The organism is Lysobacter sp. CA199 (assembly GCF_052078715.1).
Taxonomy (GTDB): Bacteria; Pseudomonadota; Gammaproteobacteria; order Xanthomonadales; family Xanthomonadaceae; genus Lysobacter.
Map to the genome: position 1 here is coordinate 1 of NZ_JBQJIL010000025.1, position 16496 is coordinate 16496.

Below are 16496 nucleotides of genomic sequence, written 5' to 3' on the forward strand. Positions count from 1 at the left end.
CTGTCAATGCCATCTATAGGGGCGACACTCCACTTATAGAAGCGACTGCGATAGATTTGCGCTAGGTAAGGGCCAAGCCAGACTCTTTACATGGACTTTAAAGAGTTCCCGAAAGGGAATGACTTCTGGATGATCAAGTGGATCGATGGTTATCGGCAAGCCCATAAGCTGAGCCGATCGCCGGCTGTTGATGTGCTTTTTCAGCAAGTTACAGCCCAGCACCCCGCGGACATTCGCCGCCTCGACGCTCCTCGCCTTCTCCGCAAGCCTGTCCAGCGTGAGGGTGAGCGGATATATCAGCTCGCCCAGATCCACGTAGGCTCACTTCCGTATGTTCGTATCGGCCAAGTGTTCCGCGAGAAGGAACTTGTTGGCACGCTGCCTCTCCGAAGCCAGAGGGTCACATTGACCAACGGCGAAGCGTCAGCAAGATCTGTCTCCTGTGCGGACGAGCTACCAAGACCAAGTGACTGGGAATGGCCGTTTCGAGTGTTGAATCCCTCGCAATTCGAGCTCCCTAGAGAACTATGGCGATCCAGATGTCTACTTTACCGGGACGAGGATCTGAATGCCGACATTGTTATTCCCAGAACACTGATCGAGCAGACCTTCTATTTTCCCCACACCGAAATTGCCAATGCGTTCGCCTGCGGCCCGTGGGATCACATTAAGCATGGCCTGATCTATCTCGGTGAAATGGAGTCTGGCCTCAAAACGGGGATTGATCCGGAGACTGGGGCTTGGAATATCATCATTGAAACCAAGGTTTTGGACCAGTACGCGCCGCTAATGGCCCTGTTCCACTTCGACGGCTACGCTGAGCGCTGCGCTCGATCACTGTATGGCCATGCGCTCCAGGATAGGGGTAGCGATGCGTGGGCACCTTGGTACGCGAGCGGCAAGATCCCATTCGAGCGATCGGTCAGTCTGAATCTCAGAGGGCACTGGCTGCAGTATGTGGAGCGCAAAGGTTCGCGCACCTTCCTTGCCACTCATATCGAAAGCTGCAATTGGCCCTCCCACCTACCCGCAATTCAGTTCGAGCGTCGCAACAGTGGCGCTGGTAGTGAGGAACCCATAAAAACCCTGGAATCCCGCCCGTACAGCGAGCGGCAATCGAGTCGACGCGGACCGGATGGGACCCTCCTTTCATCAATGAACAACGCTTCGACAGCGTCAGAAGCTCATGCCTACGAAGGTATCGGCTTGTCGTGGGATAACGGACTTCGAGTCACTAAGCTCACCAAACGCAGCAGCAAGCAATACGACAAGGGCAACCCATTCAGTACTAACGCCGAACCCAGGGAGCAGGAATCAACCGGCGCCTCCACCAGCGAGTCCAGTGCTGACCACAAAGCGTTGATGGAGAGCCGGCAGATGGCGAGCGCCCATCATTTCTCATACTTGCTTGCCAATCTGGAGGCCCTGAGAAATGAAGGAGCTATTGAACACTTTTTCTTAGTCGAGCCTACGTCCGGATCGGCCCGCGCCGACCGCTCGGGCATCACTTGCTGGAACTTTCTAGACGACCGCATGCGCCGCACAGGGCGCACTCCTGGGCGCGGATGGATCATTCTTAACCCAGCATCGAAGCGCAACACTCGGCATCCGAGACTTACTCCACGCGCTGCACTGGTCGTTGAAATTCGGATGCGCGGGGTGGATCTTCTTTGGTTCGAAATTGAGCGGCGAGAAACCGAATCCGGTATGTGCTCGCCAGCATTGATCGAACCGCCTGCAGGCGGGCTTGAGGAAATCGTCGATCACTGCCTCCAGGCAATTGCTTTGGCGCAAGGACGCGCGGTGCGAGAAGTGATCTCGACTATGGCTGCTGACTATCCACCAATGCGATGCGATTTCTACCAGCACACCTATGTGCGCGCGCAGAAGAAAACAGATGTGAAAGATGAGTTCACGGTCAACGGCCTGAGCGCGGAGAGTATCAAGAGCTTTTTGCAGCGCTGCACTCAGAGACCAATTTTGGCGGCAAAGGGCAGCGAGCAGGATTAGCTTATCCGCCGCGTTCAACTCAATTCGAAGCAACATGCATCATCACAGGGAAGGGGAATGCAATGTCAGGATCAAGTGGAAGTGGCTACGGTGGTGGTTTTGAGAGTGCTACCCCATCTTGCGAGAATTTGGTGATCAACACTCAGATCAGCTCTCCCAAGATGCAGGTCATTCAGGGAGTTACCGTTGGAACAATTCTAGACGTCGCTATCGAGGTGGCGGGGACCATCTCCGTGGTCGTAGTCCGATACAACGGACATACCGCAGGCGGTGTGGCCTCCCCCAATGTGCAACGGCTACGTGAGTGTATTCAGCAAGGAACCGTTTATCACGCCAAAGTGACTGCAGTGAATGGCCCTCAGGTCAATGTCCGGATCGCAGCAGTATGAGCAAAGCAAATCTGATAACGGTCGTTGGCGGGATTTATCGCGAACTGTGCATGCATCCTCGTTGGGACGCATATGTTGGTTCTGGGGGCCGTGCAGCGCTTGCGTTGGCGACGATGGACGTGCCGGTAGAACTGCACGCCTATGCGGATGAGTCAGCAGCAGAAAATTTTGCCTACCAAGCAGCCTTGACAACGATCAGCCTACACATCACAACCATTCCGGTAACCCCGGGATTTCACTACACACATGGGCTGTCGGTGCCTGCAATCTATGGTCGCGACCAACAGAACCCTCCCATCTGCGTGCACACATCGAAAGCGCTGCGCTTCGGCATGATCGAAGGCGACGCGATCATTCACGCGGAGCGAGCGGTCTATGATCCACAGAATGCAGTAGACCCCCAACCATTCTCGGCCAATGGTTCGACGGCAGATGAATTAGCCTTGGTTCTCAATAGGCACGAAGCCCACCTGTTTCTTGGACAAGACACCACCGACGATGACGAGGCAGTTGCACGCACCCTTGCTGAGAAGCAAAACGCTGCGGTGGTCATCATTAAGCGGGGGCCACGCGGCGCCTTAGTCTTTGACCGCGGCACGGTCAGCACAGTTCCAGCGTACCGAACCCGGCGCGTTTGGAAGATCGGCTCCGGCGACAATTTCGCTGCCCAATTCGCAGGCGCTTGGCTACACGATGGGCTTTCGGCGCATGAAGCAGCCAACCAGGCATCCCTCGCAACTGCCTACTTCTGCGAGCATGGCGGAAGTTACGCTTCACGAGCTGCCTTGAGTGAGTTTAAGCGCCCGCCTATAGATGTAAGTCCAGACTGGTGCCGGGGCGAGAGGCCAAAAGTGTATTTGGCTGGTCCGTTCTTTAATCTGCCGCAACTATGGTTGGTCGAGCAAGCTCGCACCACGCTGATCGATATGGGGCTGAATGTATTCTCGCCCTATCACGATGTAGGCCATGGCTCGGCCGAGGACGTCGTGGAGAAGGATCTTGAAGCGATCCGGAGCACCACGCTCTTGCTGGCCCTTGTGGATGGCCTTGATGCTGGAACGATCTATGAGACCGGCTATGCACGTGCCATCAACCACCCAGTGGTCGTCTACAGCGAGTGTGAGCACTCTGAAGATCGGAAAATGATGGAGGGATCCGGCTGCATCATGACAGACGACTTCGTTTCGGCGATCTACCACACTGTTTGGGAGGCAGCGCGTGTCTGACGCAATCCTTCTCTCTGGTGGTATGGACTCTATCGCGCTTGCCTACTGGAAAAGACCCACGGCGGCTTTCACCCTCGACTACGGACAGCTTGCCGCGGAAGCCGAAATTGAGGCCTCCGATGCTTTGGCTCGCGAGTTAGGCATGGATCACCATGTCATCAGGATCAATATGCGAGCCTTGGGTTCTGGCGATATGGCGGGTTCAAATGCCGATCACCACGCTCCTGCTTCGGACTGGTGGCCTTATCGCAACCAAATGCTGGTAACGCTTGCTGCCATGAAAGCCGTTTCCCTTGGAGTGAAACAGCTCATGCTCGGCACGGTCACCAGCGATCAAACACACCTAGACGGAACTCTGGAGTTCATCAACAAGCTAGACGCTCTGCTGGCATACCAAGAAGGTGGGCTGCGAGTGACTGCGCCGGCCATCGCCATGTCCACCAGTGAACTCATTCTCACCTCAAAGATTCCGCGCTCGTTGATAGCACTGGCGCACAGTTGCCATAAAGCTAACGTGTCCTGTGGGCAATGCCGAGGTTGCAACAAGTACTTCGAGACCATGGAACAGCTCAATTATGTCGCTATTGAGCACGCCTGATCCCCAACCTAGGCCCCTGGCCTCGACATACTCACCGTTCGTCTGGCCGGTAAGTAGCACTGTGGATTTGGAGCCAGGCTCGGCCCCCCTCATCACAGATGTGGCGGCGCTGTGGTCCGAACGCCGCTCCCACGTTGACGGCACTCATCCAGACTTGGCCGAAGTTGGCTTCATTCTGTGGCATGTAGGCCGCACCCTCGCTACTGCTCCTTCACCATACGGCTTTCAGATGGAACGACGTCCTGTTCCGTCAGCAGGCGCTCTCCACCCTGTGCACATCCTCGTACAGCTTCCGCAAACTTCATCCTGGGCCAGATACAACCCTCAACATCATCGTCTAGACGTAATCGGCGACGGCAGTCGATCTCTAGACGGGCTTCTGGAACACGCGGCCTTGGTTGCAGAGCACAAGCCAGGAGTCTATTTGGCTTTCGTCGGTGAGCCCGGCCGCCTAGCTGCCAAGTACGAAAACCATGAATCTCTGCTCTGGCGTGACGCCGGTATTTTGCAAGGCAATATCTGCCTTGCTGCTCAAGCACATGGACTCGCTGCATGCTTGCTCGGTGTGACTGGACATTACTGGACTAGCCGCTTAGCGCAGCAAGGACAATTGGTGGGCGTGGGGCTTGCTCGCATCTACGCTCGGGCGTGATGGCGCATGACGCCGTTTGAAGCTGCTCTCTGGTAGCTCGCGCAGGATGCTTTCAACCGTAGCGCGTGATCGCGCCATCTCGAGCCAAATCACCGCATCGAGCTCTGAAGGCTTCACATCCATCGCCTGACTGAAGTCCAGGAACTGCTGCTCCAGTTGGAGATAATGGCGTTCAACCGTGAGCTCTGAATCCAGAAAACCAGCTAACACACCCGCGCGTAGGATATGAATGTCGAGTATCGCCACATCATCGGCGTCCAGCCAATTGCGTGCAATCCATGAAGCGGTTTTGTAACCGATGCCAGGGACTGAGATCATCCAATCGCGCAGCAGACGGCCTGCCGATGGCGCAGACTCTCTAGCCACCTTCAGCAGTGCCGCAGCAAGATATCGGGCCTTCTGCGCCGCAAAGCGATAGCGCACCTGGCGTCCGCCAGAAAGCATCGGCTCACTCAGCCACTGCCGCAAGTTTTGCTCATCCGGCGGATCGCCTGCAAACGCGCCCTTCTGCTTGAGATGCTCAAAGGCAGCCAAGCCAATACTGGCGGGGATTCCGTGGCCGCCCAACAGACAGGCGCCTATTTCCTCGCGCAAGGTCGTTCCTAGCTTGTAGCGGATCGTCTGCGATTCAATGCGGCGAGCAATGACTTGGTAAGCCCAGTAGGCAGGCGTAGGGAATGCGTCAACACGCCCCCAATGTACGCCCGGAAGAATCTCAGCGTCCTGTGCAGGCAACTCGATACTGACTTGAGCATTCGCCAGCATTACGCAGGCACGTTGCATAAGACCTCCTCAATAGACCCGTAAGTCTCACTCATCCAGCGCATGAACTCGGCGCGCTCGGCTGCCGGCATCGCATGTACTCGGCGACGAATGGTCGCTTGCCTACGCTGAATCTGCTGTCGCTCTCGGAAGTTCGCACCCAGATATCGCGCATCGTGAAGAACGCTTGGCTCAGCGTAATTCATCCATACCGATTCCTGTCGTACATCAACATGCGTCTTAGCATCGAACGTGATACGCCGCCATCCGTTCAGCATGTCGCTGTAAAGATCGCTTTCGTAGCCCGAAATCATGACTGCGCACGGCAGAGTACGCAGCAGTTCGAGCAAGGCCACATGATCAGCATCCGAGTAATCGCAACGATAGATACGATCACGGCGTCGCGTTTCCGGGAGATATGGTGGATCCACATAGACAAGCTCACCGCCAGTGAAACAAAACTGGCTTAGATATTTATGTGCGTCTCCATGTACCAGCTCCAGATTAGGAAGCAGGATGTCGTTCCAGCACCGCAGGGTTATCGGATCCAAGTCGATGCCAATGTTACGCGTGGCCGGACGCTTGTTCCGCATCACTGCACCACCACCGAGATGTGACTCGATGTACACCTCATGCGTCGGCATGAGGTTGATCAGGTGCTGGAAGCACTTACCTTTTCCGCCCGGATATCGCATTCGACGAAGCATCGTCGAAACTGACGATGATGTCAAGCAAGCTGGCCCAGCTTAGGCCGCTGCTAGCTTCACACTCACGCAAGCTCTCATATCACTAACAATTTCGGATTGGCTCATGAAGAGGCCACTCAGTGCGCCGCAAAGCCAGTGCTCAGGAGAACAATCCCTCCGGTATGCTCGGGGGGAGAAAATAGCGTTCTTGGGGCGACGTCATGCGGCTTGAAACCATCTCGGTCCGAAATTTTCGGCTTCTGCGTCGACTAACTATCAATTTAGCCGACCAAAAAACAACGACAATTCTCGTCGGACCGAATAACAGCGGGAAGACATCCGTAATGGATGCGCTTCGTCTGTTTACGAAACCCAGGGCTTCGGAAGGTGAAGCCGGAGCGAAGATGGCGGGTATCACCTTCCACGACCTCTCACAGCTTCGTCATCGGGACTTCAAGCGGATAGAGGCTGCACTGCCTGGGCTGGCCAAGCCTGAGGACAAGTACGAGCTCGTTCGCCGCCTAGCACCTCGCATGCGGCTCGATCTCACATTCTCATATGAAGATGATCCTGTCGACCTAGTTGCTGCCACCCAATTACTCATGGATCTGTCGCCCGGCAACAGTAGCGTTCGCATCCGGATCGAATACGCGCTCGACAATGCGAAAAAGCTTATCGACGATTTTCAGGCGCGCCCAATCGTCAATCAAACACTTTGCGAATTTCTCAGAGACTCATTCCGGGCTTATTTCAGTCGAACTTATTTTAAGGTCTCGCAGGACGGCAAGGAGGCTGAAAAACTTGAAGACGGGAAGATACTGAAACGACTTCTTAGGATCGATGTCGTTCCAGCCCAGCGCCATGTAGACGACGACGACAACGCCCGATCAGCCAAGCTCTCCAAGCTCTTGCATGACCACTATACGAAGTTCTATAAGACAAACGACGCTGCCGGATATCAGGTGATTGAAGACGCGCTTCGCGACAGCGCCGCTGACTTGACCACAAAATACGGCGCTGCCTTCGGTCGACTCACGACCAGGCTTCAAAACTTCGGTTATCCGCAGGGCCAAGCTGCCCCAGACCTTCGTGTCCGAGCGGAGATGAGTGCGGAAACAATCTATCGCGACAACGCACGGATCTTCTACGCCAGCCAGCACGCTGGAAAACAGGGAGTCGTAGAGGAGTTCGAGCTACCCGAGAAGTACAATGGCCTCGGCTACAAGAATCTTATATATATCGTCTTACAACTGGAGTCCTTCCGAGCAGCCTTGGAGGCTGTACCCGACGAGCGACCTCGCGTCCACATCATTGCTATCGAAGAGCCGGAAGCCCATCTGCACCCGCAGATGCAAACGGTTTTCATCAGCGAGATCTCACGAGCCCTCGAAAGCGACGGCGGCGCAACCGCTCAGGTGATTCTCTCCACCCATTCATCACACATGATCGCGCAATCCGCTTTTGAACCGGTGCGCTATTTCCGTCGAGCCGGGCGTCGGGTCATCGTCAAAGATTTGTCAAAGCTGCCGCTTCCACCCAAAGCGCCCGAAATCTTAGACTTCCTGCGTAGATACATCAAACTCACTCATTGCGACTTGTTCTTCGCTGACAAAGCCATACTGGTAGAGGGCCAAGTGGAGCGCCTTCTTCTCCCGTTGATGATCGAGAAGTGCGCGACTAAGGCTGGGTTCGAAGACTTAGCCAGCCAGTACATCAGCATCTCGGAGGTCGGCGGAGCTTACGCCCACAAGTTCAAGCCTTTGTTGGAGTTCCTAGGAATCCCGACACTGATTGTCACCGACTTCGATGCCGTTGATAACGATTCCAAGACGTGTCCTGTCGCTGGCGGAACTGCAACGACCAACGCATGCCTTAAGAGCTGGCTTCCAAAAAAGACCACTGTAGCGGATCTCCTTGCCGCTTCCGATGCGGACAAGACTGAGGGGCGTATCCGGGTTGCCTATCAAGTAGCTGAAAACGGGCATTGTGGCCGATCGTTTGAGGAGGCTTTCATCTACGCGAACGTGGCCTGGCTGGCGGCGAACCACGCCAAGCTGAATGCAACATCGGATGTGGTGGCGAAGTCGGTTGCGACCGGCCTTCCAGCTGAAGGCTTCAACCTGAGCGGCAAACTCGGGAAGGTAGATTTCGCGCTCGATCTCATGGCCGAATCCGGCTGGACCACGCCAAAATATATTCAAGATGGCCTGGAGTGGTTAGCGAAACAAGGGGCCTCCTGATGACTCTGGCTGACCAAAAGATTTTGGAGTGCCTTGAGGGGAGAATGAGCTTCCTAATTGATGCCGGTGCGGGCTCAGGGAAGACTTCCTCTCTGATTGGAGCGCTCGATTACATTCGCGGCCCAGAGCGGAAGGCACTCGTTAAAGACGGCCAAAGCGTTGCGTGCATCACGTTCACGAATGTCGCGAAGAACGAGATTATTGAGCGGACAGATCACGATCCACTCTTCAGCGTTACCACCATCCACGACTTCCTGTGGGAGGCAATCAAGAACTTCCAGAAAGAGCTACGTGCGGCACTTGTCACCTTCAATCATGAGCTGCCAGCGAAGAGCCGGCGTCGGGTTGAAGGCACAGAACTTGCTGCTGCTATGAAAAGCAAGCCGCCGATCAGCTACTCCGAACGTGGCGCGAATTTTCTCGAAGGCCGCATCTATCACGACGACCTTCTAGGCGTAGCCGAGGTGATGTTCCGGTGCCACCCTATGCTGACGAAGGTCGTAGCGGCCAGATTCCCTTTCATCTTCGTGGACGAGTACCAGGACACCCATGCCCATGTGATATCGATTTTGATGGATTACCTCATCAAAGCTGAAGCACCACCGCTTATCGGCTTCTTCGGCGACAAGATGCAGAGCATCTATCCCGAAGGAATCGGGGAGCTTTCGGCCGACCATCAAGCCGCGTTAGTCACTATCAAAAAAGATGAGAACTATCGCTGCTCCGAGACGGTGATCGACGTGCTGAACAAGATTCGTAACGATATCAAGCAAGTTCCATCGGGCGATAACGTTAAGGGAGCAGCCGTCTATGTGAATCTTGCGGGAATCAACCCAGAAGCCGACATTACTCGCGCAGCATTGGACAAGGCGAAAGCTAACCTAGGTATCGAAATCCTCGGCGAGTTGAAGGTGCTTTTCCTTACGCACAGACTGATCGCCCGGAAGGCTGGATATGAGGCTCTCTGGAGCGCCTACAATGATCGCGGGAGTTTCGCTAAAGACAGCTTCCAGTCTGGTGATGACCCCATTGCTGCTTTCCTCACCAGGAAAGTCGATACGGTCATTGAGGCTTGGCGCAGTCGAAAAGTGGGTCGGACAATCGCCCTAATCAGCGAACGCAAAAAGCCTTTTGCATCCCAGGATGAGAAGGAAAAGATCAGAAAGGCCTTGGATGAGCTTCTCAAGCTGGCTGATGGCGGAGCGTCGCTGGGCGATGTGCTTAGACATATCGACAAGACAGCACTGCTGCCTTTATTGGATGACCTCAGCATCGCACTGTCTGGGAAGTTTGAAGCCGTTGAGGAGGGTTCGTCGGCCGCCAAGCATCAGACGCTTCTAACGACGCTGCTGGATATTCCATACCGAGAGGTCAGCATCTACCGAGCGGTTCTCCAATCGAATCTCCCTTACTCAACGAAACATGGCGTGAAGGGAGACCAGTTCAAAAACGTCCTCGTGATTCTTGACGACGCCGGAGCTAACTGGAACCAATACTCTTTTGGCAACTTGCTCGGGGGCGCAGACAGCAGCGACAGCCGCCTCCAACGGTCTCGAAATCTATTTTATGTCTGCTGCTCGCGCGCCCAGGACACCTTGATCGTCGCGAACTTAGGCCACTCAGATAAGAGCAAGCTTGACGAACTGTTTGGTGTGGATGCAGTCGCGATCTGAGCAAACCTTGTTGAACCATCAGCATGGATTCTCAATGCTTTTGAGCCGAGCCTTTTGGTAACGCTTTGGAGTCGAATATGCAAGGCGATATCTGCGGCTCGAAATGTCGGCAACAAGCAGCTTTCTATCGGCGAAGCACTACAGGACAACCCTATGTCGTCGGAGGGCCAATCCCCGCGTTTTTCGAGGCACGTTGCATCCAGATCGTTACGAGCTCTTGCATCTGCGCCGGCACCCGCACAGATTCAATTTCGTCAGACAAGTAGATGTCTTTTTCTTGCGTGTGAATCGACCATGCGTTAGACCCCATACGCTTGATCGTGAAGCCAAACGCTTTTGCTATTATTCTCTGCAGCATCGCCACAGGCGCGTTCTTCACGCCAATCTGGTTGACCTTTACCAAAAGCACTGATAACTCACGAACCGTGCGCGGCTCGCGGCGCTTCTGAGTTGCCCGGGGCGGCATTTTGATATCCCAATTTAGCGCTGTTCGGCAAAATGTCAGCCAGCGGAAGAGGCTGGCCCTGGCGCCTGGATGCTTGCGCAAGAACCATCGCAGCTGCTCCTCGCTGCAGGGCCGGCCTTCGGCGAGCCCTTCGGCCTGACACAACTGACTAGCGGCCGTGAGATACAGACGGATCGTCCGAGTCGGCGTGACCTGATGCTCAAGCCAGTCCACGTATTGTTTCAATAGCGCCCCAGACGTCGTGTTCCGCACAGCAATCAGCTTTTCAGCGATTCGGCTGCGTTCGACTTGCTCTTGCTTAGCGCCCTCGTCCAGCGCGACGCCAGCGTGTATCTCCAGGAATCGAACTGGAAGCACATGCTTGCGCAGTTCGGCGACGCTGAAGTTCTGCAGGAGCCCGTCACCCTGTAGCGTCCGCGCGTCCGCGACGGCCGCGTCCAGGCGAATAAAGAATGGGAAGTGGGCAGCAAACGTATTAGCAAGGTTCGGCTTTTTAGGTTGCTCGCCCAGCAGCCACTGTCCGAATTGCATATAAGCAATCCTCGCCCAGTCCCGTTCCAGTGCGAGGACCTGAACTGCCCCATCACGCTTAATCCGCTCGGCATTCAAGCAGGCAGTGCATTTGCCATGGCCACTCCCTGCGATGTGTACCCCACAAGCCGGGCAGGCATGGATTTGCGCAGCACCAGGCGTGCAGGCCCCACAATGTGGCTTACCCGTTTCCAGCAGCCCTGCCACCGGACGATAACGCCGGCAGACGGCGCAACTGCGATGGGTAAGCTTATTCCGGCACGCATTGCAGATTTTCTCGTTGACCCCAATGCTCGGGGCCCGCGACAGGTGCACGCTCTCTATGCCACACCAAGCGCACGGCTCGGGCTCCAAGAAGTAAGGCGCGCAAGAGCCGCAGACCGGGCGCCCATCGATCACACGAGCAGCTCTCCACGCAGGACGCTCGCAACGCAGGCACCGACGCGTTTGGCGATCACATTGGCGGCAAACCGGGGCAGACGTTGCGTGTCGATGCGTACGCATCTGACTCCCGCAGCTGCTACATGGCACGGAAACGAATACCTGTGCATAACACGAGGCGCAATAATCCTTGTTCTTGTGAATGCGATGGGCATTGGTTATCGAGCGTCCGCATTGGTCGCAGTATCGTTGGCCTTTGTGATCTAGACTCATGGGTTAGCCGCTCGCCAAAGCAGCTCGGCCCGGGCGGTTCTCCAGGCGCCACCCTGACGTCTCGACGCCTCTAACCTGGCCCGAATGCTATTAGTTCCACGGTGGGCGGCCCCAGCACGTGAGTTTCCTCTGGGTAGTTGGTCGACCACGGTGCCCAGCCAATCTGGCAGTGACCAGCGCACGAAACTCCGTTGCGTCAGATGGCGCTGGCGAGCGGCCGCGCTAAAGCCATCCGGCCACTGCTCTATCAAACGTTCAAGATGTAGCAGAACTTCCGCTCTCTTTTCCACGCGGGCCAATTCCATAGTGACGCTATGAGTCTTCGGTCCGATGGAGCCCGACGGCTTGATGAGATTCATCAGCACACGAGCCCCTTGGAACAGCGCTTGGGCAGGAATGCGGGCACGGCTGATCATGGCGTGATTGTCCGTCAAGGCATGCTCCCAGCGAGATTGCGCCAACCACAGAGCCCTGGCTGACAGTGGAGAATCTGCTGCCTTTCTCGACAAAGGCAGACTACAGGCGTGACACAGGCACGCCGATAGTTGCTGCCGATGTATGGCAAGCGGCACATCGCAGTGAGGGCAGGCGTCCTGCAAGCGGACCTGATGCCGGCGACAAGTGACGACAAACGAAAGACGCCATGAGCGGTAAAACACGGGATGCTCGATCAAACACGCCGGGCAGTACTGCTGACCCCAACGCCGCCGCAAGCGGTGATATACACCCACGGCGTTGATCCAAGGGCTGTTGCCCTCGACATCAGATCCTAATGTTGTCGCAGCGCTACGCAGGGTCATTCCGACAACCTGCTCCCATGGCAGGTCCGCTTTCTCGGCGATGGCTATCAGCAGAGCATCCGGCGCGGAGCGGTCGATATCCCGGTTCCAGATAGGAATATTCGGGAAGTGATAAGCGCAAAATCGATACGGTGCCAGCCCATGCAGATGAGACGCCCTCACTAGAAACGAGCTAAGGAGCTCGTCGACTTGAGGCACAAGTGGAAAAGGCCAGCGCACGGCGCGTCACACCACACGCGCCACAGCATCCCAATCACCCAGCCGCGTCCAGCCAAGATCGTCCAGGACTTCGGCCGTGATTCGCTCGACACCGGTGTTGATGGCATGCGTGGATGCAGCCTTCAATAGCTTGACCGTACCACCCACCGTGTCGCCGGCCATCCCGTAGAGCTTGGGCGCCAACTGGCGGCTTGCCAAGTGCGAAGGCTCCGCCAAAGGCAACAGCTGCTCGTAGCTCGCAAGAAATCGTAGGTATTCGGCATTCAACTTCCAACGATCCAGCGCGGTCGGCTCAAAGCGCGACTTCATCTGCGGGTCCGAGTTGAGTGCATTGATCGCCGCCTGGGTTCCCGCCGCGACGATCGAGATTTTCAGCTCGTTGCTGAGCCCCTTGATTGCGGCAAGTAGATCTCCCGCCGCTTTGCCTGCATTAGATAGATTGTTGAACTCATCAATCACCAGCAGGCGCACTTTGGCGTACTGAAGGACAGACTTGGTCTGACGCTTCTTGATCGAAGCCGGATCCTTCTCCCGGTGCGAGATCGCCAGCGACCATAGCAAGGTGGACCAGAACTCGGTCTCATCCGGCGTCTCGGGCATCTCGACCCTCAATATCGGCGCGATGGGTGATCCCGACTCAGTCGTTTGCACCGGATGCCGGTTGGCGAAATGCTCGATGATGGAACTCTTGCCGTTGCCACTGCGGCCAACCACTAGCAGATTAGGCATGCGCAAACTGCGCGGATAGGTCAGCAGCTGATCCAGCTGATCGAGAATTTGCGTGGCCCGCGTATACCCGATCCAGCGATCGGTCTGGCAGAACGTGATCCGCTCCGTCTTGGGCAGCTCCAACGCCTCGGCAACGGCCGGAGTAAGGTGGCTGTATCGGCTCATCGGACGAGCGAGACTTCATCAAAGGGGCGGATCGGCTGATCGAACGGATCAATCTCGACGGCTAAAGTCGCTGCGGCGGCAGGCGTTGCCGGGGACGCTGCGAAGTTGGGAACACGGTGCTTCGCCGCCACGGGATTACGCGTGGCTTGCCGGCGTGCCGCTTTGCTCTTCTGCTTGGCCTCCTCGACTTTGGAACGCATTCGCTCCAGCGCTTCGAAGATCAGGTTCTCATCGACACCTCGGCGACCCTCGGCTTTCAAGCGCGCTTGGACCTCTCTGAGCTCCCAAAAGCTCATCGCTGGATAGCCGATGTTGCGGTAGGGCAATGCGGTATATCGTCCGTCCTTGGGATCTAGGAAATACACCTTGCTGATATCGCGAGGATCGCGGCGGATCAGAAATTCGCGCTTGGTTTTCGGGTTATCTGGATCCATCGCGTTGATGTAGGGATCCAGTACCGGATCGTAGTAGCTGATGTTGTCGATCTGGATGCCGTACTGCTGGACGGAACGCTGGTAGAACGGCATGAAGTCGAGGTGGATCCGGAGTGGATCTTCTGGCATCGGGAACATGCCCGTACCGGTGGAGTTGGCGTCACCCAGGATGCCAAGGCTCCATTTGCTCTTAGGAGACATCCCCAGTTCGGAGTGCATGCGCTGGTGATAGACGTTGACGATGAAGTCCACCAGGTGGTTCTCGAATTCCTTGAGCGTGAGCGCCGCCATTGCTTCGGAGTTGTAGCCGCGCCGCTGCTGGGGGTTGGAGAAGGTGGTTCCGGGCAGCTTCCTTAGTTGGTTGGCCATGGTGCCCATCAACCGCTCGATGTGTCCGCCGAAGTGCGGCAACGTGACAGGCCGCCATTGCAGATCCATGCCGTATTCCTCACAGGCCCGCTTGAGCATCTGGCCCCGAAACTCCTTGCCGTTGTCACTATGGACTACTCCCATGGTGCCCCAGACCGGCCACTCGCCGCCGACGCCGAGCTCGGCCATGTATTCGCGCTTGGGGCAGATGGCCTGCGCCAGACACATACCCACTGAAATCGCAGCAGGTTTCTCGAAGGTGACGTACACGCCGGCCACCATGCGACTGTAAACATCGATCGCGAGCGTCACCCAAGGACGGCCAATCGGCTGCCGATGCACCTCATCAACGAGGATGATATCGGCCTCGGTGTGGTCGATCTGCACCACGGCGAACGGGTGTGTCGCACCGGGGAATGCGCCCTGGATGGCTTCGTAGCGATTCCTGGCCACATCCCTGAAGCCCCGGCGACGTAGGGCTTGGGCCGGTTCGAGCGAGGCAATGCGATTGCGGACGGTGTTGGGATGAGGAGCATCGAGCTTTGCCAAGCGACAACGACGCGTTACTTCATCTACTACGTCTTGCTTAGTATGGCGCTGCTTGCTCAGGTATATGTCCTCAATGGCCGAAGCAATGACCTTCTCCTGCTCGTCGCGCAGTAGCAACGTCCCATTCTTGCGACCACGCTTCTCCGGCACGAGCGCGGAGACGTGTCCTGCAGCTTGGTATAACTTCAGCCACTTGTACAAAGTCGACGCGTGAACCCGTTCCTTCTCAGCCAACTTTTCCGTCATCGCGCGAGTGCGCAGAGGATTTTCAAGCAGCGGCTTGATCGCAGTGAAACGACGCTGTGCCTCCGCCCACTCTTCCTTACTGAAATGCGCGAGATCGCGTTCAACCTCGGGCCTTGCTCTGGTCTCCACCTCCGGTGGAAGAGGAATGATCGATTCCACGCGCAGCCGCTGGCTTTCTTGCGTCTCCAGGTCGACGGCGAGCACACTGTCTACCGATAGCATGTGTGTAATGCGAAAATTCCTCTCTCCGAACCGGACAAGCTGCCCTGGCTCGGCGCGAAAGAACGCCTTAGAGATCCCGCTCATATGCGGTTATCCGACAGCCAGATCGGCACGCTCATAGTGAGAGGCACATGCAGATCGGTTAACAGACGACGAGTCGCAATCAACTTCCACAGCATGGGCAAAGCGGCCATGCGCGTCTCTTCAGCCCAATAGGCTGCGGCAAGCAATGCCTGCGGCGTGGTTTTTCCAAGTGCACGCATCGTATACAACAGTTGCTGCCCATATAGCTCTTGCTCCGGCATGCTTCGGTACCGACGCAAGAATCTCGCGTTGTCCAGCAGCGCAGTTCTGATCTGATGCTCAGTCAGAATCTTGAAGCGCCATCCTCGTCCTCGGCAATAACGAACCGCAGCCTTGAACCGTGGGCGATATCTCGCCCAGTTGATGCTCAGTTCTTCCCACGGCTTGATCTCATATACGACGGTCGCGCTGCCACTCGGATAGTCATAGTCGGCTCGGACGTCCGGGGTGTATCGCCGCGTGAATCCTTCGATCTGGTAGTGGAGGGAAAACGGCTGGACCTGGATGGTCCGAACACTGGGATCGAAATCCAGCGCCATTAGCCAGTCACGCTCCAGCGAAGACTCAAAGACCACCGCGCCGCCATCGCCCAAAGCCACCCGTCCGGTAAGGCTTCTTCGGCTCGTTCGGAGCTCTCTTACTGGGCTGTCTGAACTTAGTCGCGCCATTAAGCCGTATCCCGAAGCTGGTCGCTCTAATTCTTATCTGTGGGTCGCGCTATTAGCTGGAAGCATGCTCGTCAGGGCCCTCATTTGCAATATGTTCAGTCGCTTAATTAATTGTTATTCACAG

At 56.3% G+C, this 16496-nt stretch carries 12 protein-coding genes; 5 read left to right on the forward strand and 7 right to left on the reverse strand.

What is annotated here, in order from left to right:
• The first annotated feature begins 129 nt into the window (after positions 1-129).
• From ACTOWJ_RS29070 to ACTOWJ_RS29080, 3 genes are all read left to right on the forward strand, one after another.
• Complete coding sequence (locus ACTOWJ_RS29070) at positions 130-2010, forward strand: hypothetical protein (protein ID WP_441338127.1); 1881 nt, start codon at positions 130-132, stop codon at positions 2008-2010.
• Positions 2011-2395: 385 nt separating this feature from the next.
• A complete protein-coding gene (locus tag ACTOWJ_RS29075; protein ID WP_441338128.1) occupies positions 2396-3625 on the forward strand; it encodes a PfkB family carbohydrate kinase in 1230 nt (409 codons plus the stop codon).
• Positions 3618-4223, forward strand: a complete 606-nt coding sequence (locus ACTOWJ_RS29080; RefSeq protein ID WP_441338129.1) for a 7-cyano-7-deazaguanine synthase — start codon at positions 3618-3620, stop codon at positions 4221-4223. The genes ACTOWJ_RS29075 and ACTOWJ_RS29080 overlap by 8 nt, the downstream gene beginning before the upstream one ends.
• Positions 4224-4815: 592 nt before the next feature.
• Here the strand turns inward: ACTOWJ_RS29080 and ACTOWJ_RS29085 are convergent.
• The gene (locus ACTOWJ_RS29085; RefSeq protein ID WP_441338130.1) at positions 4816-5658 is read right to left on the reverse strand and encodes an 8-oxoguanine DNA glycosylase; all 843 of its coding nucleotides are present in this window, start codon (positions 5656-5658) and stop codon (positions 4816-4818) included.
• The gene (locus ACTOWJ_RS29090; RefSeq protein WP_441338131.1) at positions 5640-6332 is read right to left on the reverse strand and encodes a hypothetical protein; all 693 of its coding nucleotides are present in this window, start codon (positions 6330-6332) and stop codon (positions 5640-5642) included. Before ACTOWJ_RS29090 ends, ACTOWJ_RS29085 begins: the two co-directional genes overlap by 19 nt.
• Before the next feature lie 212 nt (positions 6333-6544).
• On the opposite strand from ACTOWJ_RS29090, the gene ACTOWJ_RS29095 reads away from it, so the two are divergent.
• Both ACTOWJ_RS29095 and ACTOWJ_RS29100 read left to right on the forward strand, forming a co-directional pair.
• Positions 6545-8563, forward strand: coding sequence for an ATP-dependent nuclease (locus ACTOWJ_RS29095; RefSeq protein ID WP_441338132.1), 2019 nt, complete (start codon positions 6545-6547; stop codon positions 8561-8563).
• Positions 8563-10236, forward strand: coding sequence for a UvrD-helicase domain-containing protein (locus ACTOWJ_RS29100; RefSeq protein ID WP_441338133.1), 1674 nt, complete (start codon positions 8563-8565; stop codon positions 10234-10236). The genes ACTOWJ_RS29095 and ACTOWJ_RS29100 overlap by 1 nt, the downstream gene beginning before the upstream one ends.
• A gap of 151 nt (positions 10237-10387) precedes the next feature.
• Here ACTOWJ_RS29100 and ACTOWJ_RS29105 read toward each other — a convergent pair whose 3' ends face one another.
• The 5 genes from ACTOWJ_RS29105 to ACTOWJ_RS29125 all read right to left on the reverse strand — a co-directional run bounded on the left by ACTOWJ_RS29105 (position 10388) and on the right by ACTOWJ_RS29125 (position 16303).
• Positions 10388-11311 (reverse strand): hypothetical protein, encoded by a 924-nt coding sequence (locus ACTOWJ_RS29105; protein ID WP_441338134.1) that lies wholly within the window; start codon positions 11309-11311, stop codon positions 10388-10390.
• 572 nt (positions 11312-11883) lie between these two features.
• Positions 11884-12906 carry a TniQ family protein gene (locus ACTOWJ_RS29110; protein WP_441338135.1) on the reverse strand — a complete coding sequence of 341 codons (1023 nt, stop codon included), beginning with the start codon at positions 12904-12906 and terminating at the stop codon, positions 11884-11886.
• A gap of 6 nt (positions 12907-12912) precedes the next feature.
• Positions 12913-13800 carry a TniB family NTP-binding protein gene (locus ACTOWJ_RS29115; RefSeq protein ID WP_441338136.1) on the reverse strand — a complete coding sequence of 296 codons (888 nt, stop codon included), beginning with the start codon at positions 13798-13800 and terminating at the stop codon, positions 12913-12915.
• Positions 13797-15704, reverse strand: a complete 1908-nt coding sequence (locus ACTOWJ_RS29120; protein WP_441338137.1) for a Mu transposase C-terminal domain-containing protein — start codon at positions 15702-15704, stop codon at positions 13797-13799. Before ACTOWJ_RS29120 ends, ACTOWJ_RS29115 begins: the two co-directional genes overlap by 4 nt.
• On the reverse strand, positions 15701-16303 hold the full coding sequence (locus tag ACTOWJ_RS29125; protein WP_441338138.1) for a TnsA endonuclease N-terminal domain-containing protein: 603 nt from the start codon (positions 16301-16303) through the stop codon (positions 15701-15703). Before ACTOWJ_RS29125 ends, ACTOWJ_RS29120 begins: the two co-directional genes overlap by 4 nt.
• Positions 16304-16496: the final 193 nt, after the last annotated feature.

Bases quoted from the DNA above. Each gene is read 5' to 3' on its own strand.
- ACTOWJ_RS29070 (WP_441338127.1), top strand. From the start codon at position 130: ATGATCAAGTGGATCGATGGTTATCGGCAAGCCCATAAGCTGAGCCGA.
- ACTOWJ_RS29075 (WP_441338128.1), top strand. From the start codon at position 2,396: ATGAGCAAAGCAAATCTGATAACGGTCGTTGGCGGGATTTATCGCGAA.
- ACTOWJ_RS29085 (WP_441338130.1), bottom strand. From the start codon at position 5,658: ATGCAACGTGCCTGCGTAATGCTGGCGAATGCTCAAGTCAGTATCGAG.
- ACTOWJ_RS29090 (WP_441338131.1), bottom strand. From the start codon at position 6,332: ATGCGATATCCGGGCGGAAAAGGTAAGTGCTTCCAGCACCTGATCAAC.
- ACTOWJ_RS29095 (WP_441338132.1), top strand. From the start codon at position 6,545: ATGCGGCTTGAAACCATCTCGGTCCGAAATTTTCGGCTTCTGCGTCGA.
- ACTOWJ_RS29100 (WP_441338133.1), top strand. From the start codon at position 8,563: ATGACTCTGGCTGACCAAAAGATTTTGGAGTGCCTTGAGGGGAGAATG.
- ACTOWJ_RS29115 (WP_441338136.1), bottom strand. From the start codon at position 13,800: ATGAGCCGATACAGCCACCTTACTCCGGCCGTTGCCGAGGCGTTGGAG.
- ACTOWJ_RS29120 (WP_441338137.1), bottom strand. From the start codon at position 15,704: ATGAGCGGGATCTCTAAGGCGTTCTTTCGCGCCGAGCCAGGGCAGCTT.